This window comes from Streptomyces sp. NPDC107522, from assembly GCF_055657525.1.
Genome location: NZ_JBVKAU010000018.1, coordinates 1 through 17,536, shown reverse-complemented (window position 1 = coordinate 17,536; position 17,536 = coordinate 1). Strand labels below are relative to the sequence as shown.

Annotated in this window: 15 protein-coding genes; 3 read left to right on the top strand and 12 right to left on the bottom strand. The window is 68.1% G+C overall.

All coding sequences use genetic code 11. The features are described 5' to 3' along the window. Positions 1-46: 46 nt before the first annotated feature. From prcB to arc, 5 genes are all read right to left on the bottom strand, one after another. Positions 47-892 (bottom strand): proteasome subunit beta, encoded by an 846-nt coding sequence (prcB, locus tag ACZ7L6_RS36175; protein WP_398827201.1) that lies wholly within the window; start codon positions 890-892, stop codon positions 47-49. Beyond that, positions 844-1,356, bottom strand: coding sequence for an endonuclease VII domain-containing protein (locus tag ACZ7L6_RS36170; RefSeq protein WP_471931482.1), 513 nt, complete (start codon positions 1,354-1,356; stop codon positions 844-846). The genes prcB and ACZ7L6_RS36170 overlap by 49 nt, the downstream gene beginning before the upstream one ends. Positions 1,357-1,479: 123 nt before the next feature. Next, entirely contained in the window at positions 1,480-1,698 is a 219-nt protein-coding gene (locus ACZ7L6_RS36165; protein ID WP_355726707.1) for a ubiquitin-like protein Pup, read from the bottom strand. 198 nt (positions 1,699-1,896) lie between these two features. Further along, a complete protein-coding gene (dop, locus tag ACZ7L6_RS36160; protein WP_471931480.1) occupies positions 1,897-3,408 on the bottom strand; it encodes a depupylase/deamidase Dop in 1,512 nt (503 codons plus the stop codon). 245 nt (positions 3,409-3,653) lie between these two features. Continuing rightward, entirely contained in the window at positions 3,654-5,420 is a 1,767-nt protein-coding gene (gene arc / locus ACZ7L6_RS36155) for a proteasome ATPase (RefSeq protein ID WP_471931478.1), read from the bottom strand. A 245-nt stretch (positions 5,421-5,665) separates the two neighbouring features. Between arc and ACZ7L6_RS36150 the strand changes: the two genes are divergently transcribed. Beyond that, the gene (locus ACZ7L6_RS36150; RefSeq protein WP_471931476.1) at positions 5,666-5,971 is read left to right on the top strand and encodes a ferredoxin; all 306 of its coding nucleotides are present in this window, start codon (positions 5,666-5,668) and stop codon (positions 5,969-5,971) included. Positions 5,972-6,029: 58 nt separating this feature from the next. On the opposite strand, the gene ACZ7L6_RS36145 is transcribed toward ACZ7L6_RS36150, so the two are convergent. From ACZ7L6_RS36145 to ACZ7L6_RS36135, 3 genes are all read right to left on the bottom strand, one after another. Next, positions 6,030-6,608 carry a hypothetical protein gene (locus ACZ7L6_RS36145; RefSeq protein ID WP_471931474.1) on the bottom strand — a complete coding sequence of 193 codons (579 nt, stop codon included), beginning with the start codon at positions 6,606-6,608 and terminating at the stop codon, positions 6,030-6,032. A gap of 255 nt (positions 6,609-6,863) precedes the next feature. Next, a complete protein-coding gene (locus tag ACZ7L6_RS36140) occupies positions 6,864-7,766 on the bottom strand; it encodes a tRNA (adenine-N1)-methyltransferase (RefSeq protein WP_471931472.1) in 903 nt (300 codons plus the stop codon). Positions 7,767-7,825: 59 nt separating this feature from the next. Next, positions 7,826-9,595, bottom strand: a complete 1,770-nt coding sequence (locus tag ACZ7L6_RS36135; protein ID WP_471931470.1) for a site-2 protease family protein — start codon at positions 9,593-9,595, stop codon at positions 7,826-7,828. A gap of 175 nt (positions 9,596-9,770) precedes the next feature. Between ACZ7L6_RS36135 and ACZ7L6_RS36130 the strand changes: the two genes are divergently transcribed. Together ACZ7L6_RS36130 and ACZ7L6_RS36125 are read left to right on the top strand one after the other, a co-directional pair. Next, positions 9,771-10,784, top strand: coding sequence for a RecB family exonuclease (locus ACZ7L6_RS36130; RefSeq protein ID WP_471931468.1), 1,014 nt, complete (start codon positions 9,771-9,773; stop codon positions 10,782-10,784). A 14-nt stretch (positions 10,785-10,798) separates the two neighbouring features. Beyond that, the gene (locus tag ACZ7L6_RS36125; protein ID WP_030179609.1) at positions 10,799-11,470 is read left to right on the top strand and encodes a response regulator; all 672 of its coding nucleotides are present in this window, start codon (positions 10,799-10,801) and stop codon (positions 11,468-11,470) included. 87 nt (positions 11,471-11,557) lie between these two features. On the opposite strand, the gene ACZ7L6_RS36120 is transcribed toward ACZ7L6_RS36125, so the two are convergent. The 4 genes from ACZ7L6_RS36120 to ACZ7L6_RS36105 form a co-directional block, all read right to left on the bottom strand. Then, positions 11,558-13,138, bottom strand: coding sequence for an ABC transporter substrate-binding protein (locus ACZ7L6_RS36120; protein WP_471931466.1), 1,581 nt, complete (start codon positions 13,136-13,138; stop codon positions 11,558-11,560). Positions 13,139-13,238: 100 nt separating this feature from the next. Next, positions 13,239-14,843 (bottom strand): ABC transporter substrate-binding protein, encoded by a 1,605-nt coding sequence (locus tag ACZ7L6_RS36115; protein ID WP_471931464.1) that lies wholly within the window; start codon positions 14,841-14,843, stop codon positions 13,239-13,241. Between the two features lie 424 nt (positions 14,844-15,267). Beyond that, a complete protein-coding gene (locus ACZ7L6_RS36110; RefSeq protein WP_471931462.1) occupies positions 15,268-15,963 on the bottom strand; it encodes an HAD family hydrolase in 696 nt (231 codons plus the stop codon). A 148-nt stretch (positions 15,964-16,111) separates the two neighbouring features. Beyond that, the coding region (locus ACZ7L6_RS36105; protein WP_471931460.1) for a vitamin B12 dependent-methionine synthase activation domain-containing protein at positions 16,112-17,536 on the bottom strand (1,425 nt) is incomplete at its 5' end.

Here is a 17,536-nt window from a genome sequence, read left to right as displayed (position 1 = left end):
CTTTCTGTCGAAGTCACAGGATCACCTTGATAAGACCGAACCGCCGCTACAGCAGCGCGGCCCGCGGGCCGTCGGGCTGCTCCAGCCGCCGCTCCAGCACGGAACGCGCGATCTCGGAGGACTCGTCATCGCCGAGCCGGCGGAAACCGTCCTCGGTGATCACGGTGACGATCGGGTAGATCCGGCGGGCGACATCGGGACCACCGGTCGCCGAGTCGTCGTCAGCCGCGTCATACAGGGCCTGCACCACGAGCGTCGTGGCCTCGGCCTCGCTCAGGTCACTACGGAAAAGCTTCTTCATGGCGCCACGCGCGAAGATCGAACCAGAGCCGGTGGCGGCGTACCCCTGCTCCTCCGACCGGCCACCGGTCACGTCGTAGGAGAAGATCCGCCCCTTCTCCCGGTCCACGTCGTACCCGGCGAAGAGCGGCACCACGGCCAGCCCCTGCATAGCCATGCCCAGGTTGGACCGGATCATGGTGGACAGCCGGTTCGCCTTGCCCTCCAGCGACAGCTGAGCACCCTCGACCTTCTCGAAGTGCTCCAGCTCCAGCTGGAAGAGCTTGACCATCTCGACTGCCAAACCGGCCGTACCGGCGATACCGACGGCCGAGTACTCATCCGCCGGGAACACCTTCTCGATGTCGCGCTGAGCGATCACGTTACCCATCGTGGCCCGACGGTCACCGGCGAGCACGACGCCACCGGGGAACGTCACGGCCACGATCGTGGTCCCGTGCGGCGCCTCGATCACACCCTGCGTGGGCGGGAGTTGACGGTTGCCGGGCAGCAGCTCCGGCTGGTGCTCGGACAGGAAGTCCATGAAGGAGGACGACCCAGGCGTCAGGAAGGCAGCTGGTAGACGCCCGGTGCTACGAGTGTTGGCTTCCACGCGATTCCTTCCACGTAAGCAGCAGCCCGCCTTATGACGTCGGGCCGATCCTTGAATTGCCCCAGTGCGGCGTTGCAGCTGAAGCACAGTACGCCACGGACCCTACCCGTCTCATGGCAGTGATCCACATGCTCCGCCGGGGCAGCAAGGCATATACAGCAGATGCCTCGTTGTGCGGCGACCAGCGCGTCCAACTCGAGTGGAGTGAGGCCGTACTTGCGCTTGAAGTAGCTGACCCGGTTCCGCTCCGCCCGGCAGGCACGGCAATAGCTCGCCCAGCCGTCCGACGAGGACTTGTTGCGCTCCCATTCGGAGTGCGGCTTTACCTCTTCGCACTGCGGACACCGCTTGTGCCCTGGCGGGACCGGAACCCTCACCCGAACTTTCTTTCCCTTGGCCTCCTGGCGCTGCCGGTAGTACTCGGCGGCGCACTCCCGGCAGTACGCCTGGAGGCCATCAGGCATGGACTTGTTGCTTGCGAACGCCGTACGCGGCAAGTGCTGCTTGCACCGCGAACAGCGTCTCGACTCAGACTCTTCGTTCACCCCGAGCTTCCCCCGGTTACACCTTTGAATCTAAGGTGAAACCTACTCTCCACCCTTCTGAACGAAGGACCTCACGAAATCCTCAGCATTCTCTTCGAGCACATCATCGATTTCGTCGAGGACGGAGTCCACGTCATCGCTCAGCTTCTCGTGCCGCTCCTTGAGGTCCTCAGATGCCTGCGACTCAGCCGCCTGCTCCTCGACCTCCTCAGTGGAACGCGTGGCCTTCTGCTGTCCGCCGCCGGTGTCCTTGGTTGCCATATCCCTCACCCCGCTCAGTTCGCCCGACATGGTCGACAGGTCGGCTTTCCTGCCGATCGGTGATGATCAGACCCTACAAGCCGGGTCTGACATCGGCCCCGCAGTTTCTCCAACGTACGGGGGCCATCTCGATGATTCCCGGACGTCGGGTTTTCCACCCTGCCCAGCCGACGTCCGGTCCACACCGCCCGGGTACCCTCAGCCGCCTGACAGGACCCTGACCAGGTCTTCCGCGGTGCGGCAGCGGTCCAGGAGTTCCTTGACGTGATTTCGCGTTCCGCGAAGCGGTTCGAGGGTTGGAACGCGCTGGAGCGAGTCGCGCCCGGGCAGGTCGAAGATGACCGAGTCCCAGGAGGCGGCGGCGACGTCGTCGGCGTACTGCTCGAGGCAGCGTCCGCGGAAGTACGCGCGCGTGTCCTCCGGCGGCTTCGCCTTCGCCCGTTCCACCGATTCTTCGTCCAGTAGGCGCTTCATACGGCCTCGGGCCGCCAGCCGGTTGTAGAGCCCCTTCTCGGGGCGTACGTCGGCGTACTGGAGGTCGAGGAGGTGAAGTTTCGCGGCGTCCCAGTCGAGGTTGTCGCGGCGGCGGTAGCCCTCCATGAGTTCTCGCTTGGCGACCCAGTCCAGTTCGCCGGCGAGGCTCATCGGGTCCCGTTCGAGGCGGTTCAGGGTGTCTTCCCAGCGGGACAGGATGTCCTTCGTCTGCTCGTCCGGGTCCGCGCCGAAGCGCTCCTCGACGTATTTGCGCGAGAGTTCGTAGTACTCCATCTGGAGCTGCACGGCAGTCAGTGTGCGGCCGCTACGCAGTGTGATCAGGCGCTTCAGTGACGGGTCGTGCGAGACCTGGTGGAGGGTGCGTACGGGCTGGTCGACGGCGAGGTCGACCGCGATGAAGCTGTCCTCGATCATCGACAGGACGAGGGCGGTGGTGCCCAGCTTCAGGTAGGTCGAGATCTCGGAGAGGTTCGCGTCGCCGATGATCACGTGCAGGCGGCGGTATTTCTCCGCGTCCGCGTGCGGTTCGTCTCGGGTGTTGATGATGGGGCGCTTGAGGGTCGTCTCCAGGCCGACCTCGACCTCGAAGTAGTCGGCGCGCTGGCTGAGCTGGAAGCCGTGTTCGTGGCCGTCCTGGCCGATGCCGACGCGGCCGGCTCCGGCGAAGACCTGGCGGGAGACGAAGAAGGGCGTGAGGTGGCGCACGATGTCCGAGAAGGGGGTTTCCCGCTTCATCAGGTAGTTCTCGTGCGTGCCGTAGGAGGCGCCCTTGTTGTCGGTGTTGTTCTTGTAGAGGTGGATGGGCTGGGCGCCGGGGAGCTGGGCGGCGCGTTCGGCGGCTTCGGCCATGATGCGTTCGCCGGCCTTGTCCCAGAGGACGGCGTCGCGGGGGTTGGTGACCTCGGGCGCGCTGTATTCGGGGTGGGCGTGGTCGACGTAGAGTCGCGCTCCGTTGGTGAGGATGACGTTGGCCAGGCCGATGTCCTCGTCGGTGAGCTGGCTGGCGTCGGCGGCCTCGCGGGCGAGGTCGAAGCCTCGCGCGTCCCGGAGCGGGTTCTCTTCCTCGAAGTCCCAGCGGGCCCGGCGGGCCCGGTGCATCGCTGCTGCGTAGGCGTTGACGATCTGGGATGAGGTGAGCATGGCATTGGCATTGGGGTGGCCGGGGACGGAGATCCCGTACTCCGTCTCGATGCCCATTACTCGCCGTACGGTCATGCGGCCCTCCTTGCCCGGCGGCACCCTCGGTCATGGGTACCGCACAGATACCGCTGGCGCTCGGTTGCGTGTGCGGTGCCCGTCCCCGCACTGCGCGACTCGGCGGTACGGAAGAGCCTAGAACGCCTTTGCGCTGGTGGGGAGATCATTTGCGTCATTGCCTTGCACGCCTTGTGGTCCGGTCGTGGCCGGAAAAACAGTGGGCTGCGGGTACCCGTTGAGGGCACCCGCAGCCGCCCTGTGTTTTACAGGTACTGACCGGTGTTGGCCACCGTGTCGATGGAGCGTCCGGTGTCTGCGCCCTGCTTTCCGGTGATGAGGGTGCGGATGTAGACGATCCGTTCGCCCTTCTTTCCGGAGATGCGGGCCCAGTCGTCCGGGTTGGTGGTGTTGGGCAGGTCCTCGTTCTCCTTGAACTCGTCCACGCAGGCCTGGAGGAGGTGGGAGACGCGGAGGCCCTTCTGGTTGTGTTCGAGGAAGTCCTTGATCGCCATCTTCTTGGCGCGGCCCACGATGTTTTCGATCATGGCGCCGGAGTTGAAGTCCTTGAAGTAGAGGACTTCCTTGTCGCCGTTGGCGTAGGTGACTTCCAGGAAGCGGTTTTCCTCGGATTCGGCGTACATCTGCTCGACGGCGGTCTGGATCATGCTCTGGACCGTCATCGACTTGTCGCCGCTGTGTTCGCCGACGTCCTCGGGGTGGAGCGGGAGGCGTTCGGTGAGGTACTTGCCGAAGATGTCCTTGGCGGCTTCGGCGTCCGGGCGTTCGATCTTGATCTTCACGTCGAGGCGGCCGGGGCGCAGGATGGCGGGGTCGATCATGTCCTCGCGGTTGGAGGCGCCGATGACGACCACGTTCTGCAGGCCTTCCACGCCGTCGATCTCGGCGAGCAGCTGGGGGACGATGGTGTTCTCCACGTCCGAGCTGACGCCGGAGCCGCGGGTGCGGAAGAGGGATTCCATCTCGTCGAAGAAGACGATGACGGGTGTGCCCTCGCTGGCCTTTTCTCGTGCGCGCTGGAAGACGAGGCGGATCTGCCGCTCGGTCTCGCCGACGTACTTGTTGAGGAGCTCGGGGCCCTTGATGTTGAGGAAGAAGCTCTTGCCGGCGGCCTGGCCGGTCACTTCGGCGACCTTCTTGGCCAGTGAGTTGGCCACGGCCTTGGCGATGAGGGTCTTGCCGCATCCAGGGGGCCCGTAGAGCAGGACGCCCTTGGGCGGCCGCAGTTCGTGCTCCTTGAACAGGTCGGGGTAGAGGTACGGGAGCTCGACGGCGTCGCGGATCATTTCGATCTGGTTGCCCAGGCCGCCGATCTGTTCGTAGCCGATGTCCGGTACTTCTTCGAGGACGAGTTCTTCGACCTCGCTCTTGGGGACGACCTCGTAGACGTAGCCGGAGCGGGGTTCGAGCAGGAGGGCGTCGCCGGGGCGGATGGTGACGTCCAGCAGCGGCTCGGCGAGCCGTACCACCCGTTCCTCGTCGGTGTGCCCGAGCACCAGGGCGCGCTCGCCGTCCTCGAGGATTTCCTTGAGGGTGACGATGTCCCCGACGCGCTCGAACTCCATGGCTTCGACCACGTTGAGCGCTTCGTTGAGCATCAGTTCCTGGCCGCGCCGGAGCTCTTCGAGTTCGACGCTGGGGCTGACGTTCACGCGGAGTTTTCGTCCTCCGGTGAAGATGTCGGCTGTGCCGTCCTCGTTTGCTTGCAGGAAGACACCGAAGCCGGCCGGTGGCTGTGCGAGCCGGTCGACTTCTTCCTTGAGGGCCACGATCTGGTCTCGGGCCTCACGGAGCGTGTTCGCGAGTCGCTCGTTCTGGGCGGACACGCCGGCCAGGTTGGTCTGCAGCTCGACGATCCGCTCTTCGAGAATCCTCGTGTGTCGCGGAGAGTCGGCGAGCTTGCGTCGCAGGACGGCGATCTCCTGCTCAAGGTAGGCGATCTGCCCGGCCGGGTCGTCGGACCCCCGTCCCGGGCGGATGCCGCGGTTCATGTCGTCGTCGTGGGCTGCCACGGTCCTCACCTCCTCCAAGGGGAGCTGGACGCTTCCAGACCCTACCTGGGTGGGTGTCGATTGAAACCCCTAGATCACAAAGACTGTCGGGGTGTGTCCGATCTTCACCCTTGCGCTCTCCCTCACGCCAGGGGAATACCCACCGAACATGATTGGAAAGCCGCCACAGGTAGGCTCGAAGCGTTCAACACCCGTCAGAGCTGGCCGGATTCCCGTACGGCTCGGCGTAGTACACGGCAGGAGAGATGAGCGTGGAGCAGGCGGCCGGGGTCGAGGACGAGGCGCTGGAGGTCTGGATCGACCAGGATCTCTGTACTGGTGACGGGATCTGTGCCCAGTACGCGCCTGAGGTGTTCGAGCTGGACATCGATGGTCTGGCGTATGTGAAGGGCGCGCAGGACGAGCTTTTGCAGGCCAAGGGGGCCACAACGCCCGTGCCGTTGCCGCTTCTCACGGATGTGGTGGACTCGGCGAGGGAGTGTCCGGGCGAGTGCATCCATGTGCGTCGCGTTTCGGACAAGGTCGAGATGTACGGTCCGGACGCCGAGTGACCTTGCGGATACGGGCTGTTACGACTGTCTGATTTCTCACATGTGCCGGTGGCGTGGGTCAGACGCTGCGGGCACCGGCGGGTGTCGAGCGGACGAACGTGCCGTTCTTCCACTGCCACTTCGCGCTGTTCTTCACGTCGGGGCAGCAGCGCGGTACGTCCTCGGTCGAGTAGCCGAGCAGGTCGGCGACGACGGCTCCGTCACGTACGGCGATGTCACTGACGGTGATGCTGTCCTTGGGGTTGACGAGGGTGGCGACGATGCGGGGCGCGGCGGTCTCCGTGGCGTGGGTGAGGACGTAGACGCCGTCGGGCGGGGTGCCCATCGGGGAGTCGCAGTGGACGACGGCCACGGTTTCGGGGCTGCCGTCGCCGTCCAGGTCTCCGGTGGCCTTCTTGACCACGATCGCCTTCACCGGGCCGCATTCCAGGGGGAAGTCGACGCCCGAGGGGTCGGGCGGTGTGGTGGCCGCATGCGCTTTCTTCGCCTCGGGTCCGGCTGTCTGGGCCGCTGTCGCCGAGTTGGGCTGCAGGACCGAGGAGAGGGCCACGACTCCGGCGACCGCTGTGGCGGTGGCGAGCCAGTGGATCGGGCGGGTGTGGGTGTGTGCCAGTTCCGGGACGGCGGATTGCTGCACTAGGAGCGTCTCCTGCGAGGGCTGTGCCGGTGGGGGTGGCCAGCATCGTGCCATACGTCACAGTGCGGGGGAACGGCGGGGTGTGGAGTTCCGGTGCCGGATGTCTGGCGGTCGGGGGTGCGGAGGGGGGCGTGGGGGGCTCGGACGTGTCGCTTGTATGCCTCGCGTCAACAGAAAGGCGCTGTGGTCGAGTTCCCGGAACGACTCCGGGAACTCGACCACAGCGCCTGTGCGTTGGATGCGGCAGGGGCCGTGTCAGCGGCCGGTGCCTCCGTCGGCGTTGGGGCCTTCGTAGTCCTCGCCGTAGGCGCCCTTGGCGGGGCGGCGGCGGCGCATGGGGGGCTCGACGCCGTCGGCGAGTCGGCGGGCGGTGAGGAGGAAGCCGGTGTGGCCGATCATCCGGTGGTCGGGGCGGACGGCGAGGCCCTCGATGTGCCAGTTGCGGATCATCGTCTCCCAGGCGGTCGGCTCGTTGAAGCAGCCGATCTCGCGGATGGACTCGACGGTCCGGGCGAGCTGGGTGGTGGTGGCGACGTAGCAGCAGAGGATGCCGCCGGGGACGAGCGCCTTGGAGACGGCCTCCAGGCATTCCCAGGGGGCGAGCATGTCGAGGATGACGCGGTCGACGTCGGTGTCGCTCAGGTTGTCCTGGAGGTCGCCGACGGTGAGCTGCCAGGCGGGGTGGGGGCCGCCGAAGTAGCGCTCCACGTTCTGCTTGGCGATGTCGGCGAAGTCCTCGCGGCGCTCGTAGGAGTGCAGCATGCCCTGGTCGCCGATGGCGCGCAGCAGGAAGCTGCTGAGCGAGCCGGAGCCGACGCCGGCCTCGACGACGCGTGCGCCGGGGAAGATGTCGGCGAAGGCGAGGATCTGCCCCGCGTCCTTCGGGTAGACGACGGCTGCCCCGCGGGGCATGGACAGGACGTAGTCGGGGAGCAGGGGGCGCAGCGCGAGGTAGGCGACGTTCCCGGTGGTGCGGACAACGCTGCCCTCGGGAGCGCCGATCAGTTCGTCGTGCGGGAAGGAACCCTTGTGGGTGTGGAAGTTCTTCCCGGCCTCGAGCGTGAACGTGTAGTGGCGGCCCTTGGGGTCGGTCAGCTGAACCTGGTCCCCGACCTTGAAGGGCCCGCGCCTGCGGGCGGCACCGGTCGGTTCGGACATGTGACCAGCCTACCGGCGTTTCGGGGGGCCGCCGACCACGCGTGCGTGGCGGGGGCTGGTCAGCTGGGCCGTGCCATGGCCTTCACGAAGGCGCGCTCGACGTCGGCCGCGGACAGGACGCCGTAGATCTCGCCGGTGTCCTCGACGACGAGGTACTCGGTGGCGGGGGTGGCCCGCAGGGCGTCCAGGAGTTCTTCTCCCGCCAGCTCTGCCGAGACGCGCATACCGTCGGTCAGGTCCTGGGCGAGGCCGCTGACGGCCACCCAGGGGCGGCGGTGTTCGGGGACGCCGACGATGGCGGCTTCGCGGACGAGGGAGAGGGGGTGGCCGTCGGCGTCGACGACGACCAGGGCGCGGGCGCCGGCGGCGTTGGCGCGGCGCAGGGCTTCGGAGAGGGGGGTGTCGGTCTCGACGGGGACGGCGCGGCGGGTGAGGGTGCGGGCGCGCAGTTCGGGGAGGTGTTCGCGCAGGCGGGCCATGCGCAGGCTGTTGCCGGCGCCGGTCCAGATGATCGCGGCGAGGATGGCGGCGAGCAGGGCGTCCATGACCGTGTCCATGCCGACGTTGTCGACGGCGTCGGAGCCGAGGGCACCGGACTGGGTGAGCCATGGGAGGCCGACGAGGACGGAGACGGCGAGGGCGCGGCCGACCCAGGCGGCGGCGATGGTGCCGCTCATCGGCTTGCCGGTGACCTTCCAGACGATGGCGCGGAGCATGCGGCCGCCGTCCAGGGGCAGGCCGGGCAGCAGGTTGAAGGCGGCGACGATGAGGTTGGAGATCATCAGGCCGGCCAGCAGGACGCCGGGGACGGTGCCGGGTTCGACGGTCTGCATGGCGGCGTAGAAGACGCCGGCGAGGGCGAGGGAGAGCAGCGGGCCCACGAAGGCGAGCCAGAACTCGCGGCCGGGTGTCTCGGCTTCCTTCTCGATTTCGGAGACGCCGCCGAAGAACTGCAGCTGGATGCGGCGGACGGGCAGCTTGAAGCGGAGGGCGGCGACGGTGTGGGCGAGTTCGTGGACGAGGACGGAGGCGTAGAAGGCGACGGCGAAGAAGAGGGAGACGAGGTAGCGGGCGGCGCCGAGTTCGGGCAGCACGCGGTCGAGCTGCCCGCCGAACACCCACGTGATGAGGGCGGCGACGAGGAACCAGCTGGGGGCGACGTAGACGGGGACGCCGAAGGGGCGTCCCATCAGCAGCCCGCCTCGCGGCGCCGGCGGCCGGGGCGGCTGCCCCTTGGCTCCGGCGTGCGCGAGGGTGCGGTGGGTCTCGACGGTGTGGTCGGGGGTGTGAGCGGGGCCGTCGGTGTGCTGCGGGGCGGCCTCCGGCGTCGGCGTGTGGGGCTCGGCAGGTCCGTCGGCGTGCTGCGAAGGGCGCGGAGCCGTCGAGGCGGGGCGGTCGGAGTCAGGTGCGGCGGGCGGCGACGTACGGCCGTCGGCAGCGGGCCGGGGGGCGTCCTCGTGCCCGGTTGCGTGGCCGCCGGCGTCAGGGCCGTCGGCGTCGGGCCGCTGTGTGCGCTCCTCCGTCGCTTCCTCCGCCTTCGCTTTGTCCCCCTCCGCCTTGCCCCCGTTGGCTTGGTGCTCGCTCGCCGCGTGCCCTTCTCCCCCGTGCCCTTGCCGCGTCTCGGCGGCGGTGTCGTCGTGGGGAAGGTCCAACCGCCGTACGACCATGGTCGGTTCGTCGATGGGAGGCGTCGGGGGATCGTCGGTGCCCGTGGTGTGCGGGGGTGCGCCGGGGCGTGTGGGGCCCGTGGCCGGGGTCGCAGGTGGTGCGTGGCGCTCGGCCGATTCCTCGTTGCCGGACCGCGGCTGCCCGCTGCCGCTCTCGTCCACGGTGTCCCCTCGTTCGAAGCGTCTTCCGCTCCTGCCGGGCGGAAGGGTCTCGGGTCGATGGTATGCGGCCATGGTGACGCGTTTCTCCCCGGCACCCCCTCTGTTTCCCCTGGCGTCGCAGCCGTGACGGGCGCGGCTGGGTCACTGTCAGTGGCGGGCCGTAAGGTCTGTGGTCATGGAGACGAGCACGGAGGGTGCCGCGGCGGACGGCGGCAGTGAAGTCGCGCCGGTGACGGGACCGGCGGCGGACGAATCCCCGGTGGGGGCGGGCAGTACGGTGGCGACGGTCGAAGGGGGTGCGGGTGCGGCCACGGTGGGCGACGGCGCCGCGCTCGCGGCCATGGCGCCGGCCTCGCTGTCGCCCTCGCGTGCCAGTGACTTCATGCAGTGTCCGCTGCTCTACCGGTTCCGGGTGATCGACCGGCTGCCGGAGAAGCCGAGTGCGGCGGCGACGAAGGGCACGCTGGTGCATGCGGTGCTGGAGCGGCTCTTCGATTCGCCGGCCGCCGAGCGGACTCCTCCGCGCGCCAAGTCCCTGATCCCCGGCCAGTGGGAGCGGCTGCGGGAGAGCAGGCCGGAGGTCGTGGAGCTGTTCGCGGACGATCCCGAGGGCGAGCGGCTGGCGACCTGGCTGGCGGAGGCGGAGCAGCTCGTCGAGCGGTGGTTCGGCCTGGAGGATCCGACCCGGCTGGAGCCTGCCGAGCGCGAGCTGTTCGTCGAGGCCGAGCTGGAGTCGGGGCTCAGGCTGCGCGGGATCATCGACCGGGTCGATGTGGCGGCCACGGGTGAGGTGCGGATCGTCGACTACAAGACCGGCAAGGCGCCCCGGCCCGAGTACGCCGAGGGTGCGCTGTTCCAGATGAAGTTCTACGCGCTCGTCGTGTGGCGGTTGAAGAAGGTGATCCCGCGCCGGCTCCAGCTCGTCTACCTCGGCAGCGGTGACGTGCTGACGTACGACCCCGTCCTCGCGGACCTGCAGCGGGTCGAGCGCAAGCTGCACGCGCTGTGGGACGCGATCCGGCTGGCGACGGAGACGGGCGAGTGGCGCCCCAGGCCGACCAAGCTGTGCGGCTGGTGCGACCACCAGGCTCATTGCCCGGAGTTCGGTGGCACTCCCCCGCCGTACCCGTTGCCGGTGAGGGTGGCCGAGTCCGGTGGCGACGCGCAGGGCAGAATGGGGCCGGACTAGCGAAGGAGACTTACGTGGCCATCCGCGTCCTACTGGTCGACGACCAGCCGCTGCTGCGTACCGGCTTCCGGATGATTCTGGAGGCAGAGCAGGACATCGCGGTCGTGGGCGAGGCCGGTGACGGCCTCCAGGCTCTCGACCAGGTGCGGGCCCTGCAGCCCGACGTGGTTCTGATGGACATCCGCATGCCACGGATGGACGGGGTCGAGGCGACGCGGCAGATCACCGGGCCCGGGCGGGACGGCCCGGCGAAGGTGCTGGTGCTGACCACGTTCGATCTCGACGAGTACGTGGTGGAGGCGCTGAGGGCGGGCGCCAGCGGCTTCCTGCTGAAGGACGCCCCGGCCAATGAGCTGGTGCAGGCGATCCGTGTGGTGGCCGCCGGTGAGGCGATGCTCGCGCCGAGCATCACGCGCCGGCTGCTCGACAAGTACGCCACGCATCTGCCCTCCGGTGACGAGCCGGTGCCGGACACCCTGCACACGCTGACCGAGCGTGAGGTGGAGGTGCTGAAGCTGGTGGCGCGGGGTCTGTCCAACGCGGAGATCGCCGCGGATCTGTTCGTGAGCGAGACGACCGTGAAGACGCACGTGGGTCACGTGCTGACCAAGCTGGGGCTGCGGGACCGGGTGCAGGCCGCGGTGTACGCGTACGAGAGCGGGCTGGTACGCCCCGGCGCACAGTAGGAGCAGGAGCCTGCGGTACGACGAAGAGGGCGCCCCTTCCCGAGAAGGGGCGCCCTTCGCGTATGCGTCGGCGGCTACGACCGTCCGTCAGCCCTTGCTGAGCTCCCAGAAGCGGAAGACGGTGGAGGCGTCGAGGCAGTACTCCAGGCCGTAGACGTCCTCGTGGACGACCGCGTACTGCTTGGCCTGCCAGACCGGGAGGACGGGGAGCTCCTTGGCCACGATGTCCTGGAGCCGGCCGAACTCGTCGTCCGTCGCGGAGCGGTCGCTCTCGGCGGCGGTGCGCGGGATGAGCGTGCCGGTGATCGCGCTGTTGTCGTAGTTGTTGCTCAGCACGTTGCCCTTGCCGAAGAAGGGGGCCGTGAAGTTGTCGGCGTCCGGGTAGTCCGGGATCCAGCCCTTCACGTACACGCCGTACTTGCCGTCGGCGATGTCCTTCTCGTACTGGTCGAACGCGACGGACTGCACGTCGGCGTCGAACAGGCCGCTGTCGTTGAGCTGCCCGGCGATCGCCTTGAGCTCCTGGTCGGTGGCGGGGCCGTAGCGCGAGGGGGTGGACCACAGGGTCAGCTTGACCTTGCCGGTGATGCCCTCGGCCCGCAGCGCGGCGGCGGCCTTGGCCTTGGAGGGCCGGGCGCCGTAGGTGTCGAAGAAGGCCGTGTTGTGGCCGCCGATACCGGCCGGGATGATCGAGTACAGCGGGGTCGCCGTGCCCTGGTAGACGTCCTTGATGAGGGCGTCCCGGTCGATGAGGTAGGCCATGGCCTTGCGGACGCCGAGCTTTCCTGCGACCGGGTCGTCCATGTTGAAGACCAGGTGCTGGACCTCGGCGCTGCTGCCCTCGACGACCTCGACACCGGAGTCGTCGCCGGACTGCTCGACGTCGGCGATGCCGCCCGCGGTGAGGCCGCGGTAGGCGATGTCGACCTGGTTGTCGAGCAGGGCCTTCTTCAGGGAGTCCTGGTCGCCGTGGAAGAACTTCAGCGTCACGCCGTCGTTCTGCACCTTCGCGGTGCCCTTGTAGTTGTCGTTGACGGAGAAGACGGCCTCGTCGTCGCCGAACGAGTCCAGCGTGTACGGGCCGGAGCCGACGGCTTCGCCGTCCTTGCGCAGGCCGTCCGCGTCGTACTGGTCCTCGTCGACGATGGAGCCGGCGCCGGAGGCTATCTTGCTCGGGAAGGTGGCGTCGGGGGTGTTGAGCCGGAAGACGACCGTCTTGTCGTCCGGCGTCTCCACCTTCTCGAGCGTGGGGAACATGACCGCGGGGCCGTCGGGATCGTTGATCTTCAGCATGCGGTCGAAGGAGAACTTGACGTCGGACGAGGTCAGCTCGTCACCGTTGCTGAACTTCAGGCCGTCTCTGAGGGTGCATTTGTAGACCGTGGCCTGGGTGTCGGAGAAGGCGCACTGCTCGGCGGCCTCGGGCTGGGGTTCGGTGGCGCCCTTGGGGAAGCTGAGCAGCGACTGGAAGACGTTGTTGAACAACAGCCAGGATCCGGGGTCGTAGCCGGAGGCGGGGTCCGTGGCCAGGACGTCGTCGGACATCCCCATGACCACCGAGGTGCCGGTCCCCCCGGGGTTCCCCGTCTCTGTTCCACAGCCGGTCAGCAGGCCGGAGGCCAGCCCTGCCACGACGGGCAGGACCGGCCACTGGTTGCGCATATTCACTTACGAGTGCCTTGTCGTCGGTTGTGAGGTACCCGGGCCTCGTCCTGGTTCCCGGGCCAGGCCCGGCGCCCTGGTCGTGGGCACCGGGCACGGAGAGACGTCAGCCGCTCACGCCACGGCCGAGCTCCCACAGCTGAAGGGTCGAGGAGGAGTTCAGCGCGTACGCCGTACCCGTGACGTCGTCGTTGGCCGCGACGTACTGCTTGCCCTGCCACAGCGGCAGCACCGGCACGTCACTGGCGACGATGTCCTGGATGTCGGTCAGGCTGCCGGCCGCGGACAGGCGGTCGGCGGCGCGGCGGGACTCCGGGATGAGGGTGTTGCGGATCCTGCTGTTGGCGTACGGCGAGCCGAGGAAGTTGTCCTTGTCGAGGAACGGCGCGAGGTAGTTGTCGGCGTCCGGGAAGTCGGGGAACCAGCCCATGCCGTAGACCTCGTACTCGCCCTTCTGCTCGGCGGGGCGGAACGTGGCCCAGGGGGTGCCCTGGATGTCGACGTCGAACAGGCCGCTGTCGTTGAGCTGCTTCTTCAGCAGCTCGAACTCCTTCTTGGTGGCCGCGCCGTAGTGGTCGGTGGTGTAGTGCAGCGTCAGCTTCACCGGGGTGGTGATGCCCGCCTTGTTCAGCAGCGACTTGGCCTTGGCCGTGCTCGGTTCGCCGTACTTGTTGAAGAACGCGTTGGAATGGCCCGTGATGCTGGCGGGGACCAGCGAGTACAGCGGTTCGGCCTGGGAGCCGTAGACCTTGGAGACGAGTTCGCCGCGGTCGATGACCTGGGCCATGGCCTGGCGGACGGCCTTGCTGCGGACGGCCGGGGCGTCGGTGTTGAAGGCCAGGTAGCGGATTTCCAGGCCGGACATGTCGACGAGGTCGGTGGAGTCGTCGGAGTCGGCTGACAGCTTCTGGATCTGCTGCGGCGACATGGTGCGGGTCATCAGGTCGATGTCGCCCTTGGCGAGGGCGGTGCCCATCTCGCCGGCGTCCGTGAAGTTGCGCAGTTCGACCTTGTCGTTGTTCACCGTCAGGCTCCCCTTGTACTCGGGGTTCTTGGTGAACACGGCGGAGACCAGCTGGTCGTTCTTCACCTCGGCCTTGAGGGTGTACGGGCCGGAGCCGTCGACCTCGAAGCCGTCGCGCAGCTTGTCCTTGGCGTAGACGTCCGGGTCGACGATGCCGGCGACCGGGGTGGACAGCTTGAACGGGAAGGTGGCGTCGGCGGTCTTGAGGTGGAAGATGACCTCGCGGTCGCCCTGGGTCTCGACGGTGTCGATGGTGGACAGCAGTGCGAAGACGCCGCTGTCGGCCTTGAGGGCGCGGGCACGGTCGATGGAGTACTTCACGTCGGCCGCGGTGACGGGGTCGCCGTTCGCGAACTTCAGGCCCTCGCGCAGGGTGCAGGCGTAGCGTTCGTTGCCGCTGTCGGTGAAGGCGCAGCTCTGGGCCGCCTCGGGCACCGGCTCGCCCTCGCCGCGCGGCTGGATCATCAGGGTCTGCACGGTCTGGCGCAGGACGTTCCAGGTGCCGACGTCGTAGGCGTAGGCCGGGTCGAGCGGTGCGGGAGCGTCCTTCGAGGCAGTGAACACGTCGGTGGTGCCGACGACGATCGCGTCGCCGTTGTCGCTGCCGCTGTCGGTTCCGCCACAGGCGGCGAGAACCGGCGCGAGCAGGCCGATGACGGCCGGCAGCACCAAAGTCTTGCGGTTCATGCTCGGGTTTCTCCAGCTGTCGACTCCGTGTACCCGGCATGCAGGGGTGGTGCGGCGGATCACGGGGTAAGTGCGATGTTCTCGCGACGAGGTTAGTCTCCGCGCGCAGGAGGGTTGGCGGCCACTGGAGTTGAGGCTCCATCACGGAGCGGAACCGGGCGCGGACACAACGAAAACCTGACAGCGGAAGGATTCGTGCACCCTTCCATCAATCGGGACACAAGGGCACGCTGAAAGCGCTCTACGAAGGGCTACTGGCACAGCGCGGGGCGACTGTCGACCTCGCGTGGAGTGTTGAACGTCACAAACTGAACGGTCTTCGGGGGCGCTGGAATTCAGCCAGTGGCCACGTTCGAATTTCGTTGTGCAATTTCCGTGCTTAACGATGTTGCACGCTGCGTGAAGGGCAGGCTTATTTCCGTTGTCACGCCGCCATCAGGCCGCGCAGAAATGCCAGATCGACCTCTTCCAGCGAGGTCACCACGGTGCGCCGGGCGGCCGGGGTGATCGGTGCCACCGACGGCACGGCCACCACATGGCAGCCGGCGGCCTCGGCCGCGGCGACACCGGTCGCGGTGTCCTCGACGACCGCGCAGCGGGCGGGGTCGGCGCCGAGTCCGGCTGCGGCGAACAGGTACGGGTCCGGGTACGGCTTGGTGCGCGGCACCTCGTCACCGGCGACGGTCAACGCGAAGTGCTGCGGGCCGAGCGAGGTGAGCACACGGTCGATGATGCGCCGGTGCGAGGCGGAGACCAGGGCCGTCGGGATCTCGTACTCCGCCAGCTCGGCCAGCAGCCGGGCGGCTCCCGGCATCAGCGGCAGGGTGCGGTCGATGCGGTCCTCGAAGCCCTGGTTCAGCAGCACCGTGAGCTCGGCGAGCGTGATGTCGGCGCCGGTCGCCTCGATCAGGAACCCCGCGCTGCGGCTCATGGGGCCGCCGACCACGACATGGCGCCAGGTGTCGTCGAGCGTGTGACCGAGGCCGGCGAAGATCTCGACCTCGACGTCCCACCAGAAGCCCTCCGTGTCCACCAGGGTTCCGTCCATGTCGAGGAGCACTGCCTGCAGGGCCGAGCCATCGGCCGTACGCGTTACTGGCGCGGGGACCGTGCTGGTCATCCACGTACCTCCTTGAAGGGACGATCAGGCCGGTTCCCACGGAGGGAACCGGCCTGCGGTGGACCGTCCAGTGTACGACGTGCGGCGAGGAATCGCCGTGTTCAACGCGTGTGCCTCGGGGCACACCCGTTGCACGCCGGGGGTCGCCTCATCGTGCGTTGAAGTACTTCGCCTCCGGGTGGTGGATGACGATCGCGTCCGTGGACTGCTCCGGGTGCAGCTGGAACTCCTCGGACAGGTGGACGCCGATGCGCTCCGGCTGGAGCAGGTCGGCGATCTTGGACCGGTCTTCCAGGTTCGGGCAGGCGCCGTAGCCGAGGGAGAAGCGGGCGCCCCGGTACTTGAGCGCGAACATGTCCTCGATGTCGGCCGGGTCCTCACCGGCGAAGCCCAGCTCGGAACGCACGCGCGCGTGCCAGTACTCGGCGAGCGCCTCGGCCAGCTGCACCGACAGGCCGTGCAGTTCGAGGTAGTCGCGGTAGGAGTTCGACTCGAACAGCCGGGCCGTCTCCTCGCCGATCCGCGAGCCCACGGTGACCACTTGGAGGCCCACGACGTCCGTCTCGCCCGACTCCTGCGGGCGGAAGAAGTCCGCGAGGCACAGGCGGCGGCCGCGGCGCTGACGCGGGAAGGTGAAGCGGGTGCGTTCGTTGCCGTGCTCGTCCAGCAGGATCAGGTCGTCGTCCTTGGAGACACACGGGAAGTAGCCGTAGACCACGGCCGCTTCGAGGAGGTTCTCCGTCTGCAGCTTGTCGAGCAGACCGCGCAGGCGCGGGCGGCCCTCGGTCTCGACGAGTTCCTGGTACGACGGGCCGTCTCCGGTGCGGGCCTCCTTCAGGCCCCACTGGCCCTTGAAGAGGGCGCCCTCGTCGAGCCAGGAGGCGTACTCCTTGAGCTGGATGCCCTTGACGACGCGGGTGCCCCAGAACGGCGGCTCGGGCACCGGGTTGTCGGTGGCGACGTCGGAGCGGACGTGGCCTTCCTCGGGACGCTCCTCCAGTACGGCCGTGGCGGTGGTGCTCCTGACCCGGCGCTGCTTGAGTTCGGGGAGCTTGGCGCCGGGCACGCCGCGCTTGACGCCGATCAGGGCGTCCATCAGGCGCAGGCCCTCGAACGCGTCGCGGGCGTAGCGGACTTCGCCCTGGTAGATCTCGTGCAGGTCCTGCTCGACGTAGGCGCGGGTGAGGGCGGCGCCGCCCAGGATGACCGGGAAGTCGGCCGCCAGGCCGCGCTGGTTGAGCTCCTCCAGGTTCTCCTTCATGATCACCGTGGACTTCACCAGCAGCCCCGACATGCCGATGACGTCCGCCCGGTGTTCCTCGGCGGCCTCCAGGATCGCCGAGACCGGCTGCTTGATGCCCAGGTTGACCACGTTGTAGCCGTTGTTGGACAAGATGATGTCCACCAGGTTCTTGCCGATGTCGTGCACGTCACCACGCACGGTGGCCAGCACGATGGTGCCCTTGCCCTCGGCGTCCGACTTCTCCATGTGCGGCTCGAGGTAGGCGACGGCGGCCTTCATCACCTCCGCCGACTGCAGCACGAACGGCAGCTGCATCTGCCCGGAGCCGAA

Bases quoted from the DNA above. Each gene is read 5' to 3' on its own strand.
- ACZ7L6_RS36170 (WP_471931482.1), bottom strand. From the start codon at position 1,356: ATGCCTGATGGCCTCCAGGCGTACTGCCGGGAGTGCGCCGCCGAGTAC.
- ACZ7L6_RS36165 (WP_355726707.1), bottom strand. From the start codon at position 1,698: ATGGCAACCAAGGACACCGGCGGCGGACAGCAGAAGGCCACGCGTTCC.
- dop (WP_471931480.1), bottom strand. From the start codon at position 3,408: ATGACCGTACGGCGAGTAATGGGCATCGAGACGGAGTACGGGATCTCC.
- ACZ7L6_RS36150 (WP_471931476.1), top strand. From the start codon at position 5,666: ATGAGCGTGGAGCAGGCGGCCGGGGTCGAGGACGAGGCGCTGGAGGTC.
- ACZ7L6_RS36140 (WP_471931472.1), bottom strand. From the start codon at position 7,766: ATGTCCGAACCGACCGGTGCCGCCCGCAGGCGCGGGCCCTTCAAGGTC.
- ACZ7L6_RS36130 (WP_471931468.1), top strand. From the start codon at position 9,771: ATGGAGACGAGCACGGAGGGTGCCGCGGCGGACGGCGGCAGTGAAGTC.
- ACZ7L6_RS36115 (WP_471931464.1), bottom strand. From the start codon at position 14,843: ATGAACCGCAAGACTTTGGTGCTGCCGGCCGTCATCGGCCTGCTCGCG.
- ACZ7L6_RS36110 (WP_471931462.1), bottom strand. From the start codon at position 15,963: ATGACCAGCACGGTCCCCGCGCCAGTAACGCGTACGGCCGATGGCTCG.